The sequence below is a fragment of the Acinetobacter zhairuonensis genome, from assembly GCF_022601715.1.
Lineage (GTDB): Bacteria > Pseudomonadota > Gammaproteobacteria > Pseudomonadales > Moraxellaceae > Acinetobacter.
Map to the genome: position 1 here is coordinate 15,556 of NZ_JAKVIM010000009.1, position 21,357 is coordinate 36,912.

The window sequence follows — 21,357 nt, forward strand, 5'->3', positions numbered from 1 at the left end:
GCTGCTTTTTTCAGGGATCACATAAAGCCTTCTACTGGTAACCATGAAATAAACTTAATTCCTGCTTTGTGCCACCATTTCATTTTCGGTTCTTTGGTGAAGGTTTTGACTTCACCATTTGGATGGGTGAGCTGCCAGTTAATATTATTGTTGGCATCTAAAACCAGTTTATAGGCATACTTGGATAGATTTTTGTCCATGGTTTCATGCACAGCTTTTGCCAGAGGTGGGCTATTGAGAATCACCCCAATTTCGGTGTTCAGATAAGCAGAGCGCGGATCGAAATTAAACGAACCAATAAAGACTTGGTTTTCATCAATCGCCAGCATTTTGGCATGTAAGCTGGAATGACTTAAGCCTCTTAAGCTGATTTTTGCTTTTTGCGAAAGTTCTTCAGTATTGCGATACCAGTTTTCTTGTTCAGGTGCAGCAAGAAATTCATATAATTGCACCCCATTTTCTAATAAATCTTGGCGATATTTGCCATAGAAGGCATGCACTAAAGCCACATCGTTCGCGATGAAAGAGTTGGTCAGCACACGAACTTGTACGCCTTTTTGCGAGATTTTTTCCAGTACATCTGCGCCTTTCTTTTCAGGCACAAAATAAGCAGACACAATATCCAGACTCTCATTCGGCGCTTCTAAGCGAGAGATCAATTGATGATTGAGATAATCTTCAGGCTTGGCTTGGTCTCGGGTCTTGTTCGGAGAGTCTTTGACCACTTCGGCTTTGACCCAATCAAATTGAATGCTGTGATTTAGCCACTCTTCAAAAGTATGTGAGCGATTCGCCAAATCGAGGTAGTTTTGCACTGTGACATCTGCATAGTGATCGTTGACTTGTTGCTTTAAGCCGTCATAACGCAAGGTATATCTTTTCGGATCAACAATTTGGTCGACAGGATAGGCATAACTATCATTCCAGTAATCATTGAAGGAGGAGGCGATTTGATCGGAAGCTGTCCCGACCAGCATCACATCAACATCAGAAAACTGATAATGATCACTGACGTTATAGTATTGATTACTCATATTGCGTCCGCCAATCAGGGCAATCTGATTATCTGCAATAAAGCTCTTGTTATGCATGCGCCGATTCACGCGTTTTAAATCGAGCAAAATATCCATGGCACGAAAATCGCGAAAACCGTAAGGATTATACAGTTTGACATCAATATTACGATGTTGTGCCAATGCCAAATATACGCCTTCCATCTTGCCAGCATTATTGTCATCAATCAGCATGCGGACTTTAACACCACGGTCTGCAGCTTTGATAATCGCATGTAAGGCGATGGCGCCAATTTTGTCGTTATCCCAAATATAGTATTGTAAATCTAGTGTTTTTTCGGCACGTTCAATCAGGTGAATCCGTGCTGCCAGTGCTTCTAGTGGATCATTTAATACATGAAAGCCTGTTAAGTCTGGATTTTGATCCCGTAGGGGTTCAATGATTTGGGCTAAAGATGTATGAGAAGTGTCAATATCAAATGAATTGACCACAGGTTGTGGCGTATATTGAGGAAGAGTCGAGCATGCAGGCAAGCCTAAAAGTAAACTGCTACACAGTAAAATGGCAGCTTTAGCTGAAGTCTTCTTATTTATTACAGTCAACTGACGTTGCACAACGTGATTGCTCGGGCCCATTATACTCATTGCACTATAATCGCTAGATTTGGTTTGAGTATAATAGTCAGCTATGAAAAGATAAATATAAATAGATAATTAGTAACTGGTAGAGCGAGTAATGATATTGACGAATGACTCAATGATTTACATTTTTTATGCAAGTTTCGTGCTGATTGCACTGTGGGCGATTGCGCAGGCTTGGCATAGCCAGTCGCATACAGAAACCATCCATCCCTTTAAAGCTTTTGTACATTTGCTTGCCTTTTATTTGTCTTATCTATTGTGGCCTTTGGCACTCTTTAGTGTATATGCGGGCTGGAGTGGTTACTATTCCCTACATGAAGCGGGCTTTGTGTTCTTGCTGAGTTTGTTGCTGCTGTATGCTCGTTTTGTCGAACCACATTGTGTACTAATCAAAACAACACAATATCAGTTGGATGCTGGTACTCGTATTCAGAAACCCGTGAAAATTGCCTTGGTTGCCGATTTACATATTGGTTTATTTTCAGGGCATGAGCGTCAACTGAAAATTATTGTCGAGAAAATCAATCAACAGCAACCTGACTTGGTGGTTGTAGCAGGGGATTGGACCTACGAACCAGAAGATACCTTAGCCGATGAATTGGCGCCGTTAAAAAACATTCAGGCACCTGTGTATTCAGTTTATGGTAATCATGATGAGCAATATCCTGGGCCACCAATTCAGGACTTACTCCGCCATGCTTTAAGTGTAAATGATGTGATTGATATTGAAGGTCAGATTGTGGAGTTTGAAGAATTTCGCCTGATTGGGGTGGGTGATTTGTGGGCAGGCAAGGCGGATATGCGCTATATGCCGGATTTGCCACAGGACAAACCTTGGGTGATTTTGTCACATAACCCCGATACGGTGGATATGGTGCCAAAACTACCGAATCGCCCGTTAATGTTGTCTGGACACACGCATGGTGGGCAAGTGGAATTGCCGTGGTTAACTGATTATGTGATGAAAAAAGTGTCTATTCTTGGACATAAAAAAGGACTGTATAACCACGAGCATGCGGATGTGTTTGTCACCGTCGGTACAGGCATGGTCGGTGTACCATTCCGTTTTCGAGTGCCACCGACCATTGATATTATTGAGTTGGTTTAATCCACTCTTGTTCAAAATGAAGTGCTAAAAAAAGCCCTCAAGCGATGCTTGAGGGCTTTCCGTTGTGTGTAGTTATTATCGGGTGTGATAGAAATTAAACTTGATTGTTTACATCATCATTTTTAGTTTCACGGATGGCAAGGAATGCCAATAGTGACAAGATCGATGCCGCAGTTAGATAATAACCCACTGCATATAAACCGTACGTAGTTGCCAGTTTGGTGGCAATCAAAGGTGCAAATGAGGCACCAAAAATACCCGCCAAGTTAAAGGTAAGGGCAGAGCCTGTATAGCGTACTGAGGTTGGGAAAATTTCAGACAATACAGTTCCGATCGGTCCATAGGTTAAGCCCATAATGGCTAAGCCTGTACATAAGAATAAGAACACCACAAAGCTGTTGCCAGATTCCAACATACTGGAGAACACTAAACCAAATAATGCAGACAGAACACAGACAGCAATAGAGGTTGTTTTACGACCAAATTTTTCTGCCAATACCGCAGAAAGGGGAATGAAGGCAGCGAAACAGAGTGTTGCAACCAGCTGCATTTCTAAAAATTCAGCACGTGAATAACCGAGTTGAGTCGTTCCCCAATTCAGTGCAAATACGGTGGTCAGATAGAACACCACAAAGGTACAAATCGCTGCAATTGTGCCTAAAACCAACATCGGTAAATGTTTGGTCATGACTTCTTTAAAAGGTACATTCACTTCTTTTTGCTTATCCAGAACTTTCTGGAAAGCAGGAGTTTCATGCAGTTTTAAACGAATCCAAAGTCCTACAATCACCAAAACCGCACTGGCAATAAATGGAATACGCCAGCCCCATTGCATAAAGTCCTGTTCAGACATGAATGCACCAAGGGTCAAGAAGGAACCTGTCGCCAAGATAAAGCCGATTGGAGCCCCGAGTTGCGGGAACATGCCATACCACGCACGTTTACCTTCTGGCGCATTTTCAGTTGCCAATAACACCGCACCTGACCATTCACCGCCTAAACCAAGACCTTGACCTAGACGGCAAAGGGCTAGCAGTAAAGGTGCAACAATACCAATTTGGGCATAAGTAGGTAATAAGCCGATGCAGACGGTAGAAATGCCCATGGTGAGTAGGGCTGCGACTAGAGTGGCTTTCCGCCCAATCCGATCACCGAGATGTCCAAACAGTGCGGCACCAATTGGACGTGCAATAAAGGCAATTGCAAAGGTCGCCAGTGACTGAATGGTGGCTGCCATAGGGTCTGTACTTGCAGGGAAGAACAGATGCGGAAAAATAATGACCGCAGCAGTGGCATAAATATAGAAATCGAAGAATTCGATAGTGGTACCCACAAGACTTGCCGTGAGTACACGAAATTTTGAATTAGTTGCTACTTCTAATGTAGCTGTAGTTGATGACGCCATGGATAACCTTACACTTACTAAAATTAAAAAAACTTAGTTTTAAAAGCGTAATCTTTTTAAAAAAGGCGTAATTTCTTAAAAAAACAACGAAAAATCTAGCTCGCATCTACTCTTTTAGGGTCACTAAAACTCGAGAGGAGAAGATTAAATCACGTACAAATAGATCGCGAGGAAATGTGATCCTGCGCCTATTAGTACAAATACATGCCAGATGGCATGGGTATATCTTACCCGTTTTAGAGCATAAAACAATGCTCCAACGGTATAAGCCAGACCACCAAAAACTAGCCAAAAGAGTGCATCGGCAGATAAATAATGTTGCATATCATCCATTAATAATACAGCCAGCCAACCCATGACTAAATATGCAATCAGGGAAACCTTCTGAAAGCGATGAATGAAAATTAATTTGAATAGTGTTCCAATCAGTGCAATCACCCATAGCGCAATCAATAGGTTGTGTGCTTTCTCGGTCGGGATAGCAATAGAAAGGAATGGAGTGTAGGTTCCTGCAATCAGGTAATAAATGGCTGTGTGATCCAGTTTTTTATACCAGAAGCGTTTATCGGGTGTTTTCGCCATGTGGTATAAGGTTGAACCTGTAAATAACAGGATCATGCTGAAGCCATACACCCAGAGTCCTATCCACTGTCCAGTGTGTAAATCCGCACCTTTGATGATCAGCAGTACCGTTGCAATGCAAGCCAGTATTGCCCCTAGCGCATGGCTCCAGACATTTAACTGTTCTTCCATATGATGATAGTCTTGGACTATGGGAAGCGTCATAAATTATGCTTTTTATTAAAAATACAAGTGTATAGTAATTGAATTTTGCTTTTCACGTAAGACGCTTTAAAATTTAGTCGCAAATTAAATTAGGTTTATTTTATGTCTGATATGACTTCCCCCTCGGCTCAGGAACAACAGTTTCTCGATGCTGTACAACAAGCACTTGAAACACAAAGCTTTGAGCGTTTAATTCTGAGCCAATACAAGGGAGAAATTCAGCAGTTAGAAAAAATGACATTTCGGGTGATTGAATTACAACAGCAACCCATGTTGAATGTTCTATATCGACATAAAACCCAAGATGTCACTAAAAATTACCCAATAAATCAAGCCATGCAGCTGATTACTGAGTATCTGAGCTGTTGTAAGCAAGGCAATCTCTTTACAACCACCCAAGATCTTCAACTGAAACGTAATAAGAAAAAAGATTTACTGACACTCAGTCAAAAAAGTGTTGAGACAAAAGCAGATATTCGACTAGCCCAAGCCCATGATCGGACTAAACATCGTTTTGTAGAACAAGAAAGTGCATTCTTGCAGCATCTGGGCATTACAGATGCGCAGGCACAGATCATTCCGAGCATGGCGCGTAAATGGAAACAGATTAATAAATTTGTCGAAATTTTTTCGGGAGCTTTGACCCAACTTCCAAATCAAGATCAGGCATTACGTGTGGTTGATTTTGGTTCTGGCAAAGGCTATTTAACCTTTGCTTTGTACGATTATTTGGCGAAACATCAGCAAGTCCCGTTTGTCACGGGCGTGGAACTGAATGAAAAGATGGTGCAATTCTGTCAACAGGTGGCAGCGGCTTCTGGCTTTACCCAACTCGACTTTTTCCAAGGCGATGTTCGAACATATCAACCTGAACGCCTAGATGTGATGATTGCATTGCATGCCTGCGATGTGGCTACCGATTTTGCCATTCATACTGGTATTCGCTTAAATGCACAGATGATCATGTGTGCGCCGTGTTGTCATAAAGAGTTACGTCCACAACTGAAAAGCCCCGAGGTACTGAAACCGATGCTGCACTTTGGTATTCATGCAGGGCAGCAGGCGGAAATGTTGACCGATACCATCCGTGCCTTACTGTTAAAAGCCTATGGCTATGAAACCAAGGTGTTTGAATTTGTGTCTTTAGAGCATACCAGCAAAAATAAAATGATTTTAGCCACCAAGCGCGCTGATTATGTTGCACCTGATGTTACGGTATTGGCACAAATTGAGGCTTTAAAGCAGATGTATGGCATTCAAAAGCACTCGTTGGAATTGCTGTTAAATGATCAATGGGATCAACGTGATATTGGTGCGAAGTGCTAAGTCTAATCAATCAAAGGAACTAAAGATGGCATTACAGATTCGTACGGGGACTTGGACTGAATTACAGACTGATGCCAAACCGATTCGTGAGCAGGTATTTATTCAGGAACAGCACATTGCGGTTAAAGATGAGTGGGATGCGCAGGATGCGGTATCGCAGCATTTTGTGGTGTATGAAGGTGAGCATGCCATCGCGACTGCGCGCTTATTGCCGAATCACAGTATTGGTCGGGTAGCTGTTTTGGCATCACATCGTGGACAAGGCATTGGTAAGCAATTAATGCTCGATATTATTCAGCAAGCACAGCAACAACAACGTCCTTTACTGCAACTGTCGTCTCAAGTGCATGCAATTGCCTTTTACCAACAGTTAGGCTTTCAAGTGCGTGGAGAAGAGTATTTGGATTGTGGTATTCCACATATCGATATGCAGATGTCTTTGCTTGAAAATGATTGAAGCCACGTGACCCATGTAAAAAAGCCATCTGTTAAAAGATGGCTTTTTTAATATTTAATGTCCTTGATGCGCAGTCGAAGCCGAAGAGTCATTCATGGCAGCATGCTCATCAGCACTCATTTGATGTTCTTCAGCACTCATATTGTGTTCCGTAGAACCAGTTTGCTGCGCCTGCATTGAACTGTTCGCTTGAGCTTCACGAGCTTCTCTTTGTTTACCTGGCATATAATCAGGTTCGTTCTTCATTGCTAAATAGAACACCACGAGAAAAATAATACTCAGAATTGTGGCAATGATCAGGGCCTTCCAACCCCATGGGGATTTTTCAGGAGAAGTATTGTCTGACATAACAAATAACCCAATGGATAAAAAGAAACTTCTAATAATTATGTAACTTTATAACATAAAATGTGATGGATGCAGACCAAATTTTATAAAAAGCTTAATTGTTGTTATTTTAGCTGATGACGCATAGCTGATTTGGAAGGAGGCTCCACCCAAATCAGTATGTATCGATAGAGATTATTGGATGCGCTCGTTACGTTGCGCTTTTTCTCTTAAAAGTTGCGGCGGATTAAAGCGTTCGCCAAAACGGTCAGCCAATTGTTCTGTGCGTTGCAGTGCGGCGTCCAGTCCATATTGATTCAGGAACTGAATTGCACCGCCTGTCCAAGGGGCATAACCAATTCCGAAAATTGAGCCAACATTGGCATCAATGACCGACTCCAAAACACCTTCTTCATAACAGCGTAAAGTTTCTAGAGCTTGCACAAACAGGAAACGATCAATCATGTCCTGTTCAGAAATATCATGAGCTTTCGACCAGCGGCTGAGTCCATCCCACAAATGTTTTTTGCCCTGTTCAGGATAGTCATAGAACCCTGCACCCGCGGCTTTGCCTTTACGGTTTAGCTCGTGAATCATACTGTGTAATACTTCATCCACAGGCGTTTGCGCTGGGGTTTTACCTTCGGCTAGTAGCGATTTACGTGCTTCATTCGCCACATGTTCACTCAAAGTTAAGGACACTTCATCTTGAATAGCCAACGGCCCTACAGGCATACCTGCTTTGAGGGCTGCCATTTCAATTCTGGCAGGGTGTACACCTTCAGCCAGTATGCGCATGCCTTCCTGAATAAAGGTACCAAACACGCGACTGGTAAAGAAACCACGACGGTCATTTACGACAATGGGTGTTTTACCTATTTGTTGTACAAAGTCATAGGCTTTGGCTAAGGTTTCCGCAGAGGTGTTTTTGCCTTTGATTATTTCAACCAATTGCATTTTATCCACAGGGCTAAAGAAATGCAGCCCAATAAATGCCTGATCATTCTTGCTGGCTTGCGCCAATCCCGTAATAGGTAAGGTTGACGTGTTAGATGCCATTACGCCGTTTTCAGCCAAATACGGTTCAGTTTCTTGCGTGACTTGGGCTTTGAGTTCCTGATTTTCAAACACGGCTTCAATGATCAAGTCACAGCCTTGTAAATCAGCAACTTCAGCGGTTGGTGTGATCAGGGATAAAATCTGATCTCGCTTTTCTTCCGATAAGCGACCTTGGGCAACGCGTTTTTCTAAGAGCTTTTGCGTATAGGCTTTGCCTTTTTCTGCATTTTCGATGGAAACATCTTTTAAGATGACAGGAATGCCTTTGCTGGCGGTGGCATAAGCAATGCCCGCACCCATCATACCTGCACCCAATACACCGACTTTTGTCGCTTGCCATTTGGCAACATTCGCAGGACGGCTGGCACCTGATTTGATTGCATTCAGTCCATGCCAGAACGTACCAATCATGTTTTTAGAGACTTGCCCTACAGTGAGTTTGGTAAAGTAGCGAGATTCAATCCTTAATGCAGTATCGACATCGACCTGAGCGCCTTCAACTGCTGCTGCCAGAATTGCTTCAGGAGCAGGGTAACAGCCTTTGGTTTTGTCTCGCAGCATTGCTGGGGCAATGGCAAGCATTTGCGCCACGGCAGGGCTTTTCGGATCGCCCCCTGGAATCTTGTAGCCTTTAACGTCAAAGGGTTGCTGACTTTTTGGATTGGTTTTAATCCATGCCAAGGCTTTTTCTAGCAACTCTTGTTCATTCTCTGCGGTATCCTGCACCAAGCCGAGTGCTTTGGCTTTTTCAACGCCAAATGGTTTACCTTCCATCAGGAAGGGTAAGGCATTTTGCAAACCGAGCAGACGGACCATGCGTACGATGCCACCACCACCAGGCAATAAACCTAAGGTCACTTCAGGTAAACCAAATTGAGTTTTAGGGTCATTGATGGCAATGCGATAATGACAGCCGAGAGCAATTTCCCAGCCACCACCGAGTGCTGTGCCATTTAAAGCCGCGACTACAGGTACACCAAGGGTTTCAATACTGCGCAGGTTGCCTTTCAGTTTTTCCACCATATTAAAAAAATCAGTGGCATGTTCGGGCTGGACTTGAATCAGTTCATCCAAGTCACCGCCTGCAAAGAAAGTCTTTTTGGCAGAACGGAAAATAATGCCGCTCAAATCCATTTCCGCTTGCAGCTGTTGATTGACCGCATCCAGCGAATCACGGAATTCTGAATTCATGGTATTGGCAGATTGACCCGATGAGTCGAGGGTAAGAATGACGATATTCTCTGCGTTTTTTTCGTATTTAATCGCGCTCATTTGTATTTTCCTTCCTTAGACCAACTCAATAATGGTAGCGATGCCCATTCCACCACCGACACATAAGGTGGCTAAGCCACGTTTTTTGCCTTGGCGTTCCAGTTCATCTAATAGCGTTCCCAGAATCATGGCACCTGTTGCACCAAGCGGATGTCCCATGGCAATCGCTCCACCATTGACATTGACTTTTTCCGCAGGCACATTCAGTTCTTTAATAAAGCGCATCACCACGGCAGCAAAGGCTTCATTCACTTCAAACAGGTCAATATCATCTATGCTTAAGCCAGCTTTGGCTAAGGCTTTGCGTGCAGCAGGAGCAGGACCTGTGAGCATGATGGTTGGGTCAGTGCCGACCAATGCTGTGGCTAGCACTTTGGCTCGTGGTTTTAAGCCTTGTTCTTGGACAGCTTTTTCTGAAGCGAGTAAAACTACAGCAGCGCCATCCACAATGCCTGAGGAGTTGCCTGCATGATGCACATGCTGAATTTTTTGGGCTTCTGGATACTTTTGTAAGGCCACGGCATCGAAGCCCATTTGCCCCATCATTTCAAAGCTTGGGTTGAGTTTGGCTAAGCCTTCAGTCGTGGTATGCGCTTTAATAAATTCATCTTTTTCCAAAATCATTATCCCTGAATGATCTTTGACAGGGACAACGGATTGATCAAAATAACCGTTGGCTTGTGCAGCAGCGGCTTTTTGTTGTGAAGCGACGGCAAAAGCATCGACATCTGCACGGCTATAGCCATCTAAAGTGGCAATTAAATCGGCACCAATGCCTTGTGGCACAAAAGCGGAATTTAAGTTGGTTTCAGGGTCGAGTGCCCAAGCGCCGCCATCTGAACCCATGGGTACGCGTGACATAGACTCGACACCGCCTGCAACCACGACATCTTCCCAACCTGAACGGACTTTTTGCGCAGCTAAATTGACGGCTTCTAAACCTGAGGCACAGAAACGATTAATTTGTACGCCTGCCACATCATCATGCCAACCTGCCGCTATGGCTGCAGTTTTGGCAATATCTGCACCTTGATCACCAATTGGGGTTACGCAGCCCAGTACAATATCGTCAACTTTGGCAGTATCCAGCTGGTGACGCTGTTGTAATTCTTTTAATAAGCCAACGACCAAGCTAATTGGTTTCACTTCATAGAGTGAGCCATCCTTTTTCCCTTTTCCGCGTGGCGTGCGTATCGCATCAATGATGTAAGCCTCGCTCATCTTCTGATTCCTTGTGTATTTTCATGATTTTCTGTTTTTCGAGTGTAATGATAAATTGAGGAAGCGCAATGACAAGAGATGTATGGGTAGTATGATCATTTTGGTCAATCGCTGGAGCTGCTCGATAAAATTGAAGCTTGGAAAATAGAGGGAAGCGATTGGATTCGGTTGTTTTAGTCATAAAAAAACCCAGATTCTTGAATCTGGGTTTTTGAAAATCAGTTGTAAAGCTTATAAATAACCATGTAATTGACGGTATAAACCTGGGGTCACACCTGTCCATTTCTTGAAAGCACGGTGGAAGGTACTGGTTTCACTGAAACCAACTTGCTGTGCCACGTCTTCTAAAGTCAGATTTGGATTGAGGAGTAAGTGAATCGCGGCATCACGACGCAATGCATCTTTCACGCCTTGATAGCTTTTGCCTTCCGCAGCCAGACGACGACGTAAAGTTTGCGGTGAAAGATATAGCATAGATGCAACATCATTCAGCGTTGGCATTTCTTCACCAATTTGACTCTTGAGTACTTCACGGATACGAGAAGTGAGCGAGTTGGTGTTTTTGAATTTGACCAAGAGCTGTGCTGGCGCTGCTTTTAAGAATTCTTCCAGCGTTTCTTCGTTTTGACGAATGGGTAAATCTAAATAATCTGCGGCAAAGGTGATTTCGGTACGTGGCATGTCAAATTGCATCACGGGTGCGAAAAACAGGGCATCATATTCATCTGCATGGGCAGGACGCGGGTAGCCAAAATGTACGCGCTCTAAAGGCAAACGGCGTTCAATCAACCAAGATGCCAAGCCATGCCAAATCATCAACATACTTTCAGTGATGAAATGATTCGGATCCATCTCAGTTGGAATAAGCGGGACAAGGCGGGCTTCATGCTTATCGCGTTCAAGCGCAACACACCATTCATCGCCAAATAATTTATAGAATTGAGTCGATAATTCGAGTGCATCACCCAAGGTTTTTGCATGGATGATCAGTTGGCACATGATGGCAAAGGTACCCAAGCGACGCGGCTGAGTATCAAAACCAATATGTTCGTCCTGAGTCACCATCCATAACATTTTCACAAAACGTGTGTATTGTTCTGGAGAAATTCGAGCTTTAGGCTGACGTAGCAGTTCGGCTTCAATTCCGACGTGCGAAAGTAAGGTTTCGACATCCATGCCAAGGCGTTTTACGCCAGTCAAAGCCGCATTGACAAAGTGGATACTAATTGTATCGCGGCTCATGTTAAATCCTTCAGTCTCTTTTGTATTCACTTGCGTATGACCTAAATGACGCTAAAAAAGTTTTTATAGGCAATTTACAATAATAAAATTTGCCTTTCTACATGGTAAATTGCCGAAATGATCAAGGTAAATGGCTGAACATGACATTGTTTTGTTGATTTTATATTTCTAAGATACATAAAAATACAATAGTTTAAGGATAAAAAGAACATGCAGCATGCTTTAAAAGGACTGAAAGTCCTGGATTTTTCAACACTGTTACCTGGACCATTTGCCACTTTATATTTGGCGGATATGGGGGCTGAAGTAATTCATGTGGAATCACCGACCCGACCTGACCTGATTCGTCTTTTTCCACCCTATGCGCATGGGCAGGCTACAGCCCATCTTTATTTAAACCGGAATAAACAGTCGATTACCTTAGATTTAAAAGATCCCCAAAACATTACTACAATTAAAGAGAAGATTGCTGAATACGATATTGTAGTAGAGCAATTCCGCCCTGGGGTCATGCAGCGACTGGGATTGGACTATGCCACTTTAGCGAAAATTAACCCGCGACTGATTTATTGTTCCATTACAGGCTATGGGCAAACGGGGGATTATAAAGATAAAGCGGGGCATGACATTAATTATCTAGCCTTGTCTGGTATTGCAGGGCACAGTGGAAGACAGCAGAGTGGACCACCACCTTTAGGTATTCAGGTTGCAGATATTGCGGGCGGTTCGCTACATGCCGTGATTGGAATTTTAACTGCGGTGATTGAACGTGCTCAGAGTGGTCAAGGGCAGTATATTGATATCTCGATGACTGATTGTGTGGTGGCGTTGAACAGTATGGCTGCTGCCGCTGCATTGGCAGGAAATATCACGCAACAGCCAGAATCGGGAATACTGAATGGTGCCAGCTTCTACGATTACTATGAAACGCAAGATGGACGCTATCTTTCAATTGGCAGTTTAGAACCACAATTTATGTCAGGTTTGGCAACGTTGTTGGAGCTTCCGCTACTGTTAGAGAAAGGTGCGTCACTCCTTGCGGAAGATCGTCTTGCGGTGAGACATGCTTTACAACAAAAAATTAAAACTCAATCTTTAGAAGCGTGGCAGCAACTCTTTTCGACTCAAGATGTTTGTGTTGAGCCAGTGTTACAGTTAGATGAGGCGCTGCATTCGGATTTGGCACAACAACGACATTGGGTGGTACAGGTGCCATTGCATCAACATTCCTCTGAAACCCAAGCGCAGCTGGCATGTCCGATTAAATTCTCCAGATCAGAGATGCGTTATGATTTTATTGGGCAGGCATTAGGTACAGGCAGTTGGTAAGTTGTATTTTTTATGCAATTCATTCTATATCAATAGCTTAACAAAAAACGACAAAATGGTTGTATTTTAACCACAAAAAACAGGGGTAACCTAAACAGCAATAACATAATTATAAAAGGTTGCAGGTATGCAAAAGCTCCGTATCACAAGGAACTGCCTCATGTGGGGTTTGATAGGCTTGAGTATAAATGCTGGGGCTTATGCGCAATCTGCCTTTGCTGTAGATAGCCCGTGGATGTTTGGGGACTGGAATGGTACCCGAACTGAATTGCAAGCCAAGGGATATAGCTTCAATCTGGGGTATACAGGCGAAATGGCATCTTTACTGGATGCAAAAAAACATTCAAATGATGGTACTGAATATGCTGATCAGTTCGTGTTGGGAAGCCATTTTGATTTAGATAAAATATTGGGCTGGCAAGATACCGAAGCACAAATCATTGTGACAGAGCGGAATGGGCATTCTTTGTCACAAACATCAGATGCGCTAGCAGGACATTTAAGTTCAACTCAAGAGGTTTGGGGGCGTGGGCAAACATGGCGCTTGACCAATCTCTGGATTAAAAAACAGTTTTTGAATCAAAAGTTGGATATTAAAGTCGGGCGTTTTGGTGAAGGTGAAGATTTTAATAGTTTCGATTGTGATTTTCAGAATTTGGCTTTGTGTGGTTCTCAGGTCGGGAACTGGGTCGGGGATCAGTGGTTTAACTGGCCCGTTAGCCAATGGGCAGCCAGACTGAAATATCAAATATCACCAGAACTATTTAGTCAAATTGGGGTATATGAATATAACCCCGAAAACTTAAAACGTAGTCAAGGCTTTAATTTAAGTACTTCGGGTTCAGATGGTGTCATTGTTCCAGTCGAGTTGGTCTGGCAACCGAAAATGGGCATGCAAGGCAAAACAGGTGAATATCGACTGGGCTATTACTATAGCAGTGCAGATGCTGTAGAAATTCAGAATCCCAATGCAACATCGCATAAGCAAGGCATGTGGATTGTGGCTAAACAACAATTACTGCAACATGCGCAAGATTCTCATCGCGGGATGACGGGATTCATCAACCTGACCGTGCATGATGACAAGACCAATAGTGTGGATAATATGCAAAATATCGGTCTGATTTATACTGGTCTGTTGGATATGCGCCCGAGAGATGAAATTGCATTAGGATTTGCCCGCATCCATCTGAATGATGATTTAAACACTGGACAAGACGAAGAATACAATACTGAACTGTATTATGGGTTACATGCGACCAATTGGTTAATGATCCGCCCAAATCTGCAATATATCCGACATGTAGGCGCCTATAAAAATGGGGAAAATGTCTGGGTTGGGGGGATTAAGTTTCAAACCGCATTTTAAATGTCTTAAGCATCGACTCTGAACGAATTGATCTAATGAACTCCGACTTGAACTAAATCAGATAAGAAACCACAACAATAGGCTCTCTGTCGTGTAGGACATTGCAGTAGCGCCATCGATAATAAAATCAATGAGGTGAATAGAATGAGTAACCCATCGAATGCCATGCGAACCTTTACAGTTATTGTGATGCTCGTGATTGCTGCTTATTTACTAATTGGCGGCGTTTGGCTCACTTTATTGGGAGGATCCATCTACTATGTGATTGCCGCGGTGTTGCTTCTGGCATCAGCATTTTTACTTAAAAAGGGGCAATCCTCTTCATTATGGATCTTTAGCTTTCTGATGCTGGCAACCATATTGTGGAGTCTATGGGAAGTTGGAACAGATTTTTGGGCTCTTGCACCCCGTTTGGATATTCTGGGAATACTTGGCTTATGGCTGCTCATTCCTGCAGTGACCCGAAACATGAGTATGGCGCAGGGCAGTAAAATTGCACTTTCAGGGACATTGCTGATTGCAATTGCAGTGATGGTCTATGCGATTTTTAATGATCCACAGGAAATCAATGGTGTCATTCAACAACCACAGCCTGAGTCAGCTAAGGCGATTGAAGGCATCGCTGAAGAGGACTGGCCTGCCTATGGGCGTACCCAAGCAGGAGTGCGTTATTCTCCGCTGACACAAATTAATGATAAAAATGTCAAAGACCTCAAGGTCGCGTGGACATTCCGTACAGGAGATGTCAAAACCGATAAAGATTCTGGGGAAACAACCAATCAGGTGACCCCAATTAAAGTGGGCGACAACCTATTTATGTGTACCACCCATCAATGGTTGATAGCCTTGGACCCTGCCAGCGGTCAAGAGAAATGGCGTTTTGATCCTAAACTCAAAGCTGATCATACTTTTCAGCATCTGACTTGTCGTGGGGTGATGTACTACGATGCCAATAATACAGCCGAGTTTGCAACCAGTTTGCAAACTCGAAAATCGACCTCTGCTGAATGTCCTCGCAAGGTGATTGTTCCCGTCAATGATGGACGCTTGGTGGCTGTGAATGCAGACACAGGAAAAGTCTGTACCGATTTTGGTGAGCAAGGCGAAGTGAATTTACAAAAGTTTATGCCTTATGCCTATCCAGGGGGATATAACCCAACCTCACCTGGGATTATTTCAGGCACGACCATCGTGATTGCAGGTTCAGTCACAGACAATTATTCCTCTAAAGAACCTTCAGGGGTAATTCGTGGCTATGATGTGAATACGGGTAAATTGCTCTGGGTCTTTGATACAGGGGCACAAAATCCGAATGCCATGCCAAATGAAAATACCACTTTCGTGCATAATTCGCCGAATGCTTGGGCTCCTCTAGCTTACGATTCCAAGCTGGATATCGTGTATGTACCAACAGGCGTGGGAACACCCGATATTTGGGGTGGAGATCGTACCGAGTTAAAAGAGCGTTATGCCAATTCCATGCTGGCGATTAATGCCAGTACAGGTAAGTTGGTTTGGCATTTCCAAACGACACACCATGATTTATGGGATATGGATGTACCCGCCCAACCGTCATTGGCAGATGTGCAGGATGCAACAGGTCAAACAGTTCCAGCCATTTATGTCTTAACCAAAACAGGCAATGTCTTTGTATTAGATCGACGAACAGGGAAAGCCATTGTGCCGATTACGGAGCGCGCCGTTCCTCAAACTGTAAAGCGTGGACCACAAACTCAAGGCGAGCATTATTCAGCAACCCAACCATTCTCTAATTTGAATCTTGCCCCCCAAGAAAAGTTAAAAGATAAAGACATGTGGGGCGCGACCATGTTTGATCAGTTGATTTGTCGTGTATCTTTCCATCGCTTAAATTATGACGGAATTTATACCCCACCTTCAGAAAATGGTACTTTGGTCTTCCCTGGTAATTTAGGCGTATTTGAATGGGGCGGTATGTCGGTGAATGCTGATCGTCAGGTCGCTGTGATGAATCCCATCGGATTGCCTTTTGTCAGCCGCTTAATTCCAGCAGATCCGAATCGTCAAGAAACGGCTAAAGGAGCGGGAACTGAACAGGGGATACAACCGATGTATGGTGTGCCTTATGGCGTAGAAATTAGTGCGTTCTTATCGCCACTGGGTTTGCCGTGTAAACAACCCGCTTGGGGCTATGTAGCAGGGGTAGATTTGAAAACCCATCAAGTGGTCTGGAAAAAACGGATTGGGACCATTCGTGACAGTCTGCCGCAGTTGTTCCAGCTGCCACCGTTAAAAATTGGGGTACCTGGTTTGGGCGGACCAATCTCAACCGCAGGTAATGTCATGTTTGTCGCTGGTACGCAGGATAATTATCTTCGCGCATTTAATGTCAGCAATGGCGAACAGTTGTGGGAAGGACGTTTACCCGCTGGGGGACAGGCAACACCTATGACCTATGAAATCAATGGTAAGCAATATGTAGTGATCATGGCTGGCGGACATGGTTCCTTTGGTACCAAGATGGGAGATTACTTGGTGGCCTATGCTTTGCAGTAAGTGAACTTATCTAAAAGAAAAAGCCTGATTCATCGGGCTTTTTTCTTATGTGAAAGCCATATTAAGGTGTTATTGAGCTGAATATCACAAAAATAAATAAAGATAGAAGAACAAAGCCGAAACAGTGAAAAAGAAGGGAGAAGCCTTATAAATACAGGCTTTGAGAAAATAAAAATGACTTATCAATAAAACCGCTATGAAATATGTAAAAAACGCATTTTGTTGATAGTTTAAATCTCGTTATGCTGTCAGTCGTTATAATGAAACTACTAGCTGTACGCCATGTATTTATATACTGATTTTGATCAGCAACTGATCAATGAACGTGTTGCACAGTTCCGTGACCAAACGGAACGTTATTTAGCGGGTAAACTCACTGAAGATGAATATCGTCCGCTACGTCTCCAAAATGGTTTATACGTACAACGCTATGCGCCAATGTTACGTATTGCCGTTCCTTATGGTTTGATGAGCTCAACGCAGTTACGCAAGGTTGCGGAATTAGCGAAAGAATATGACCGTGGTTATGCACACGTGTCAACACGTCAAAACATTCAGTTTAACTGGCCAGCACTTGAAAACGTGCCTGACATGCTTGCCGAGTTGGCAACTGTGCAGATGCATGCGATTCAAACTTCAGGTAACTGTATTCGTAATACCACGACTGACCAATACGCAGGCGTTGTGGCAGGTGAAATTGCTGACCCACGTCCGACTTGTGAATTGATTCGTCAATGGTCCACTTTCCACCCTGAATTTGCGTTCTTGCCACGTAAATTCAAAATTGCCGTGTCTGCTTTAGAAGAAGTAGATCGTGCTGCAACTTCATTCCATGATATCGGTGTCTATATCGTGAAAAATGCAGCGGGTGAGATCGGTTATAAAATCAAAGTGGGTGGTGGTTTAGGTCGTACACCAATCATTGGTTCAATTATCAAAGAATGGTTGCCGCGTGAAGATTTGATTGCTTATCTTGAAGCGGTACTTCGTGTGTATAACTTACACGGTCGCCGTGACAACAAATATAAAGCACGTATCAAAATTTTAGTCAAAGCATTAACGCCTGCAGTGTTTGCTGAAAAAGTGGAAGCAGAATTTGCTCACACTATCAAAACATTGAAAGTCGATGCTGAAACTTTAGCGAAACTGGATGAAGAATTTACCCCATTTGCTTATCAACAATTGGCGGATGAAGACTTCACGGCATTGTTTGCTGAATATCCTAAGTTCAAACAGTGGTTTAACATCAATACCAATGCACATAAAGTCGCTGGTTACCGCGTTGTCACCATTTCTCTAAAACGTGCGGGTATTGCACCAGGTGACGTGACCACTGAAGAAATGAATTTGATTGCAGACCTTGCAGACAAATATACGTTCGGTGAATTACGTACCACGCATGAACAAAACATTTCGTTGGTGGATGTACCGCAAAAAGATTTGTTTGAATTGTGGCAAACCCTAGAACAACACGATTTGGCGCGTGCGCATATTGGTTTCATTACCGATATTATCTGCTGCCCAGGCGGTGACTTCTGTTCATTGGCGAATGCGAAATCGATTCCTATTTCTGAAGCGATTTCACGTCGTTTTGATGACTTAGATACGGTTTACAATTTGGGTCATATCGACTTGAACATCTCAGGTTGTATGAATGCTTGTGGTCATCACCACGTCGGTAATATTGGCATTTTAGGTGTCGATAAAAAAGGCGCTGAATTCTACCAAATTACTTTAGGTGGTAATGCAGACCATGATGCTTCAATTGGTGACATCTTAGGACCATCATTTGCAGCAGATGCTGTACCTGACATCATTGAAGAAATTCTGAATACTTATCTTGATTTACGTCAAGAAGGTGAAGAGTTTATTGAAACTTACCGTCGTGTTGGCATTCAACCATTCAAGGAGCGTGCTTATGCTTAATACCGCACTACAAGTGCTCTCTAAAGATGGCACAGTGACAGACAATAGCTACCAGTTGATCGGTGACGATGCTGTATTACCGCAAGGTGATGTCGTGCTCACTGTTGATCAGTTGGATCAGCTTGCCAACATTACAGGTAAAAAAGCATTGCTGATTACTGTTGATGCTTCTCCAGAAGTGAACGAATTTCCTTTAGATCAGTTAGATGCGATCTTTATTGATTTTGCTGGCTTTAACGATGGTCGTGGTTATTCATTTGCAGCATTGTTGCGTCGACAAGGTTTCCAAGGTGAATTGCGTGCGACAGGTGATGTGTTTAAGGATGTCTTAAACTATATGAAGCGTTCCGGTTTCGATACTTTCGTGATTAAAGAAGGTAAAGATGTTCAGGAAGCTGCGGCTGGTTTAGGTGATTTTACCAACCCGTACCAAGCATCAACTGCGGTTGCTCAAGCAAGCTATCAAACTGGGGCTTAATTTGCTCTAGTTGAAAAAAAGCCAGATGAACTCTGGCTTTTTTATTTATGGAACAATGCAAATAAAACAATAAGTTTAATTTTATAGTCTTATATTTCTATCAATTGGCAGTTGATCATCCATTTCACCCCAAACTGATCGGTAAATGCACCGTACAGAGCACCCCAAAAAGTTTTTTCTAAAGGCATCTCAATTTGACCATTGACAGAGAGTGCATCAAATAAACGTTGAGCCTCAGCTTGTTCGTGTTTATCCAGATTAATTGAAATATAGTGATTGCTGCCTTTAATAAATACGGCATTTGGAGCGCAAAACTGCTCTGAAGTATCAGAAGCCATCAAGACTGTAAATTCATTGATTGGTAATGAAACATGCAGGATCAGATTTTTATCTACATCGGATAAAGTGATGTCTTCGCTTGGTGGCATATCCCCATAACGACTCAGCATGGCAAACTCACCGCCAAACACCGACTTATAAAAATTGAACGCAGTTTCGGCTTCACCTTGGAAATTGAGATAATGGTTGAGTTGCATTGTTCTATTTTCCATTGTTGTTTTGAGTGTTTAATCTATCAGCCTTAATTAAAAAAAATAATGCAAAAATGTAAGCATAAAAAAACCTCCATAAAAGGAGGATTTTTTATTCACTCATGAATTGAGTGGAGGTGTTGCATTGAAGCTTAAAGCAATTCAATAGCAACCGCAGTTGCTTCACCACCACCGATACAGAGGGCTGCAATGCCTTTTTTGCCGCCTGTACGTTTTAAAGCATGAATAAGCGTCAAAATGATGCGTGAACCTGTTGAACCGACAGGGTGTCCCAGTGCACATGCACCACCATTAATGTTGACTTTCGCAGGATCGAGTTTAAAGTCATCCATTGGGCACATAGTTACCATAGCAAATGCTTCATTAATTTCCCAAAGATCAACGTCCTGCGCATCCCAACCTGTTTTCTTCAAAACTTTTTCAATGGCGCCAACAGGAGCAATCGTGAACTCAGAAGGGTGCTGTGAGTTTGACGCATAAGCCATGATTTTAGCCAATGGCTGTAAACCTTTTGCAGATGCATTGTCTGCAGAAGTTAGAACTAAAGCTGAAGCACCATCAGAAATTGAGCTGGCATTCGCAGCAGTGATCGTACCGTCTTTTGCAAACGCAGGGCGTAAAGAAGGAATCTTTTCGATATGGGCATTGAACGGTTGTTCATCTTTATCGATAACAACATCGCCTTTACGCGTTGAAACGGTAACAGGAACGATTTCGTCTTTAAAATAACCTTCTTGAACCGCATTTTGTGCACGCAGTAAAGAACGGATGGCAAACGCATCCATTTGTTCACGTGTGTAGCCACGCGTATTGGCCATGTCTTGTGCAAATGAACCCATTAGACGGCCCGTTTCAGCATCCTCTAAGCCATCAAGGAACATGTGATCTTTGACTTCACCATGACCCATACGGTAACCAGCACGTGCTTTGGTCAATACATAAGGTGCATTGGTCATAGATTCCATACCACCTGCAACCACGATTTCAGCGGAACCTGCTTTAATCATATCAGCAGCTTGCATGACTGCTTTCATGCCAGAACCACAAAGTTTGTTGATCGTGACTGCACCTGTTGAATCAGGTAAACCCGCTTGACGCATGGCTTGACGCGCAGGACCTTGCTTAAGGCCAGCAGGTAAAACACAGCCCATAATGACTTCTTCTACATCAGTAGGTTGTAGGCCGGCACGAGCAATGGCTTCTTTAATTGTTGTTGCGCCAAGCTCTGGTGCTGTTAAGCCGGATAAACTCCCTTGAAAACCACCCATGGCAGTACGAGCACCATTTACAATCACTATATCAGTCATTGAT

The 21,357-nt window shown here is 43.2% G+C and carries 18 protein-coding genes; 8 read left to right on the forward strand and 10 right to left on the reverse strand.

Annotated elements, in window-relative coordinates:
• Positions 1–17: 17 nt before the first annotated feature.
• Positions 18–1,649: a phospholipase D family protein gene (locus tag MKI85_RS08670; RefSeq protein WP_241626882.1), complete on the reverse strand. Its 1,632-nt coding sequence runs from the start codon at positions 1,647–1,649 to the stop codon at positions 18–20.
• Positions 1,650–1,749: 100 nt separating this feature from the next.
• Here MKI85_RS08670 and MKI85_RS08675 point away from each other — a divergent pair, with 100 nt between their 5' ends.
• Positions 1,750–2,763 (forward strand): metallophosphoesterase, encoded by a 1,014-nt coding sequence (locus tag MKI85_RS08675; RefSeq protein WP_413351301.1) that lies wholly within the window; start codon positions 1,750–1,752, stop codon positions 2,761–2,763.
• A gap of 94 nt (positions 2,764–2,857) precedes the next feature.
• Here the strand turns inward: MKI85_RS08675 and MKI85_RS08680 are convergent, their stop codons facing one another.
• Both MKI85_RS08680 and trhA read right to left on the reverse strand, forming a co-directional pair.
• Positions 2,858–4,168 carry an MFS transporter gene (locus tag MKI85_RS08680; RefSeq protein WP_241626884.1) on the reverse strand — a complete coding sequence of 437 codons (1,311 nt, stop codon included), beginning with the start codon at positions 4,166–4,168 and terminating at the stop codon, positions 2,858–2,860.
• Positions 4,169–4,312: 144 nt separating this feature from the next.
• A complete protein-coding gene (gene trhA, locus MKI85_RS08685; protein WP_241626886.1) occupies positions 4,313–4,954 on the reverse strand; it encodes a PAQR family membrane homeostasis protein TrhA in 642 nt (213 codons plus the stop codon).
• Between the two features lie 102 nt (positions 4,955–5,056).
• Here trhA and MKI85_RS08690 point away from each other — a divergent pair, with 102 nt between their 5' ends.
• Both MKI85_RS08690 and MKI85_RS08695 read left to right on the forward strand, forming a co-directional pair.
• Complete coding sequence (locus tag MKI85_RS08690; protein WP_241626888.1) at positions 5,057–6,280, forward strand: class I SAM-dependent methyltransferase; 1,224 nt, start codon at positions 5,057–5,059, stop codon at positions 6,278–6,280.
• Positions 6,281–6,305: 25 nt separating this feature from the next.
• Positions 6,306–6,737: a GNAT family N-acetyltransferase gene (locus MKI85_RS08695; RefSeq protein WP_241626890.1), complete on the forward strand. Its 432-nt coding sequence runs from the start codon at positions 6,306–6,308 to the stop codon at positions 6,735–6,737.
• Positions 6,738–6,791: 54 nt separating this feature from the next.
• Here the strand turns inward: MKI85_RS08695 and MKI85_RS08700 are convergent, their stop codons facing one another.
• From MKI85_RS08700 to MKI85_RS08720, 5 genes are all read right to left on the reverse strand, one after another.
• Positions 6,792–7,085 (reverse strand): hypothetical protein, encoded by a 294-nt coding sequence (locus MKI85_RS08700; RefSeq protein ID WP_241626892.1) that lies wholly within the window; start codon positions 7,083–7,085, stop codon positions 6,792–6,794.
• 174 nt (positions 7,086–7,259) lie between these two features.
• Positions 7,260–9,395, reverse strand: a complete 2,136-nt coding sequence (locus MKI85_RS08705; RefSeq protein ID WP_241626894.1) for a 3-hydroxyacyl-CoA dehydrogenase NAD-binding domain-containing protein — start codon at positions 9,393–9,395, stop codon at positions 7,260–7,262.
• Positions 9,396–9,410: 15 nt separating this feature from the next.
• A complete protein-coding gene (locus tag MKI85_RS08710; RefSeq protein ID WP_241626896.1) occupies positions 9,411–10,616 on the reverse strand; it encodes an acetyl-CoA C-acetyltransferase in 1,206 nt (401 codons plus the stop codon).
• Positions 10,594–10,797, reverse strand: a complete 204-nt coding sequence (locus MKI85_RS08715; protein WP_241626898.1) for a hypothetical protein — start codon at positions 10,795–10,797, stop codon at positions 10,594–10,596. The genes MKI85_RS08710 and MKI85_RS08715 overlap by 23 nt, the downstream gene beginning before the upstream one ends.
• Positions 10,798–10,847: 50 nt before the next feature.
• Complete coding sequence (locus MKI85_RS08720; RefSeq protein ID WP_241626900.1) at positions 10,848–11,858, reverse strand: AraC family transcriptional regulator; 1,011 nt, start codon at positions 11,856–11,858, stop codon at positions 10,848–10,850.
• A gap of 210 nt (positions 11,859–12,068) precedes the next feature.
• Between MKI85_RS08720 and MKI85_RS08725 the strand changes: the two genes are divergently transcribed.
• The 5 genes from MKI85_RS08725 to MKI85_RS08745 all read left to right on the forward strand — a co-directional run bounded on the left by MKI85_RS08725 (position 12,069) and on the right by MKI85_RS08745 (position 19,495).
• A complete protein-coding gene (locus MKI85_RS08725) occupies positions 12,069–13,187 on the forward strand; it encodes a CaiB/BaiF CoA transferase family protein (RefSeq protein WP_241626902.1) in 1,119 nt (372 codons plus the stop codon).
• Between the two features lie 160 nt (positions 13,188–13,347).
• Positions 13,348–14,556 (forward strand): carbohydrate porin, encoded by a 1,209-nt coding sequence (locus MKI85_RS08730; RefSeq protein ID WP_241626904.1) that lies wholly within the window; start codon positions 13,348–13,350, stop codon positions 14,554–14,556.
• A 144-nt stretch (positions 14,557–14,700) separates the two neighbouring features.
• Positions 14,701–17,091: a glucose/quinate/shikimate family membrane-bound PQQ-dependent dehydrogenase gene (locus MKI85_RS08735; RefSeq protein ID WP_241626906.1), complete on the forward strand. Its 2,391-nt coding sequence runs from the start codon at positions 14,701–14,703 to the stop codon at positions 17,089–17,091.
• A 282-nt stretch (positions 17,092–17,373) separates the two neighbouring features.
• Positions 17,374–19,017 (forward strand): nitrite/sulfite reductase, encoded by a 1,644-nt coding sequence (locus MKI85_RS08740; protein ID WP_241626908.1) that lies wholly within the window; start codon positions 17,374–17,376, stop codon positions 19,015–19,017.
• On the forward strand, positions 19,010–19,495 hold the full coding sequence (locus tag MKI85_RS08745) for a DUF934 domain-containing protein (RefSeq protein ID WP_241626910.1): 486 nt from the start codon (positions 19,010–19,012) through the stop codon (positions 19,493–19,495). Before MKI85_RS08740 ends, MKI85_RS08745 begins: the two co-directional genes overlap by 8 nt.
• A gap of 89 nt (positions 19,496–19,584) precedes the next feature.
• On the opposite strand, the gene MKI85_RS08750 is transcribed toward MKI85_RS08745, so the two are convergent.
• Entirely contained in the window at positions 19,585–20,031 is a 447-nt protein-coding gene (locus tag MKI85_RS08750; protein ID WP_241626912.1) for a VOC family protein, read from the reverse strand.
• Between the two features lie 146 nt (positions 20,032–20,177).
• On the reverse strand, positions 20,178–21,353 hold the full coding sequence (locus MKI85_RS08755) for a thiolase family protein (RefSeq protein WP_241626914.1): 1,176 nt from the start codon (positions 21,351–21,353) through the stop codon (positions 20,178–20,180).
• Positions 21,354–21,357: the final 4 nt, after the last annotated feature.

Bases quoted from the DNA above. Each gene is read 5' to 3' on its own strand.
- MKI85_RS08670 (WP_241626882.1), bottom strand. From the start codon at position 1,649: ATGGGCCCGAGCAATCACGTTGTGCAACGTCAGTTGACTGTAATAAAT.
- MKI85_RS08675 (WP_413351301.1), top strand. From the start codon at position 1,750: ATGATATTGACGAATGACTCAATGATTTACATTTTTTATGCAAGTTTC.
- MKI85_RS08680 (WP_241626884.1), bottom strand. From the start codon at position 4,168: ATGGCGTCATCAACTACAGCTACATTAGAAGTAGCAACTAATTCAAAA.
- trhA (WP_241626886.1), bottom strand. From the start codon at position 4,954: ATGACGCTTCCCATAGTCCAAGACTATCATCATATGGAAGAACAGTTA.
- MKI85_RS08690 (WP_241626888.1), top strand. From the start codon at position 5,057: ATGTCTGATATGACTTCCCCCTCGGCTCAGGAACAACAGTTTCTCGAT.
- MKI85_RS08695 (WP_241626890.1), top strand. From the start codon at position 6,306: ATGGCATTACAGATTCGTACGGGGACTTGGACTGAATTACAGACTGAT.
- MKI85_RS08700 (WP_241626892.1), bottom strand. From the start codon at position 7,085: ATGTCAGACAATACTTCTCCTGAAAAATCCCCATGGGGTTGGAAGGCC.
- MKI85_RS08705 (WP_241626894.1), bottom strand. From the start codon at position 9,395: ATGAGCGCGATTAAATACGAAAAAAACGCAGAGAATATCGTCATTCTT.
- MKI85_RS08710 (WP_241626896.1), bottom strand. From the start codon at position 10,616: ATGAGCGAGGCTTACATCATTGATGCGATACGCACGCCACGCGGAAAA.
- MKI85_RS08715 (WP_241626898.1), bottom strand. From the start codon at position 10,797: ATGACTAAAACAACCGAATCCAATCGCTTCCCTCTATTTTCCAAGCTT.
- MKI85_RS08720 (WP_241626900.1), bottom strand. From the start codon at position 11,858: ATGAGCCGCGATACAATTAGTATCCACTTTGTCAATGCGGCTTTGACT.
- MKI85_RS08725 (WP_241626902.1), top strand. From the start codon at position 12,069: ATGCAGCATGCTTTAAAAGGACTGAAAGTCCTGGATTTTTCAACACTG.
- MKI85_RS08730 (WP_241626904.1), top strand. From the start codon at position 13,348: ATGTGGGGTTTGATAGGCTTGAGTATAAATGCTGGGGCTTATGCGCAA.
- MKI85_RS08735 (WP_241626906.1), top strand. From the start codon at position 14,701: ATGAGTAACCCATCGAATGCCATGCGAACCTTTACAGTTATTGTGATG.
- MKI85_RS08740 (WP_241626908.1), top strand. From the start codon at position 17,374: ATGTATTTATATACTGATTTTGATCAGCAACTGATCAATGAACGTGTT.
- MKI85_RS08745 (WP_241626910.1), top strand. From the start codon at position 19,010: ATGCTTAATACCGCACTACAAGTGCTCTCTAAAGATGGCACAGTGACA.
- MKI85_RS08750 (WP_241626912.1), bottom strand. From the start codon at position 20,031: ATGCAACTCAACCATTATCTCAATTTCCAAGGTGAAGCCGAAACTGCG.
- MKI85_RS08755 (WP_241626914.1), bottom strand. From the start codon at position 21,353: ATGACTGATATAGTGATTGTAAATGGTGCTCGTACTGCCATGGGTGGT.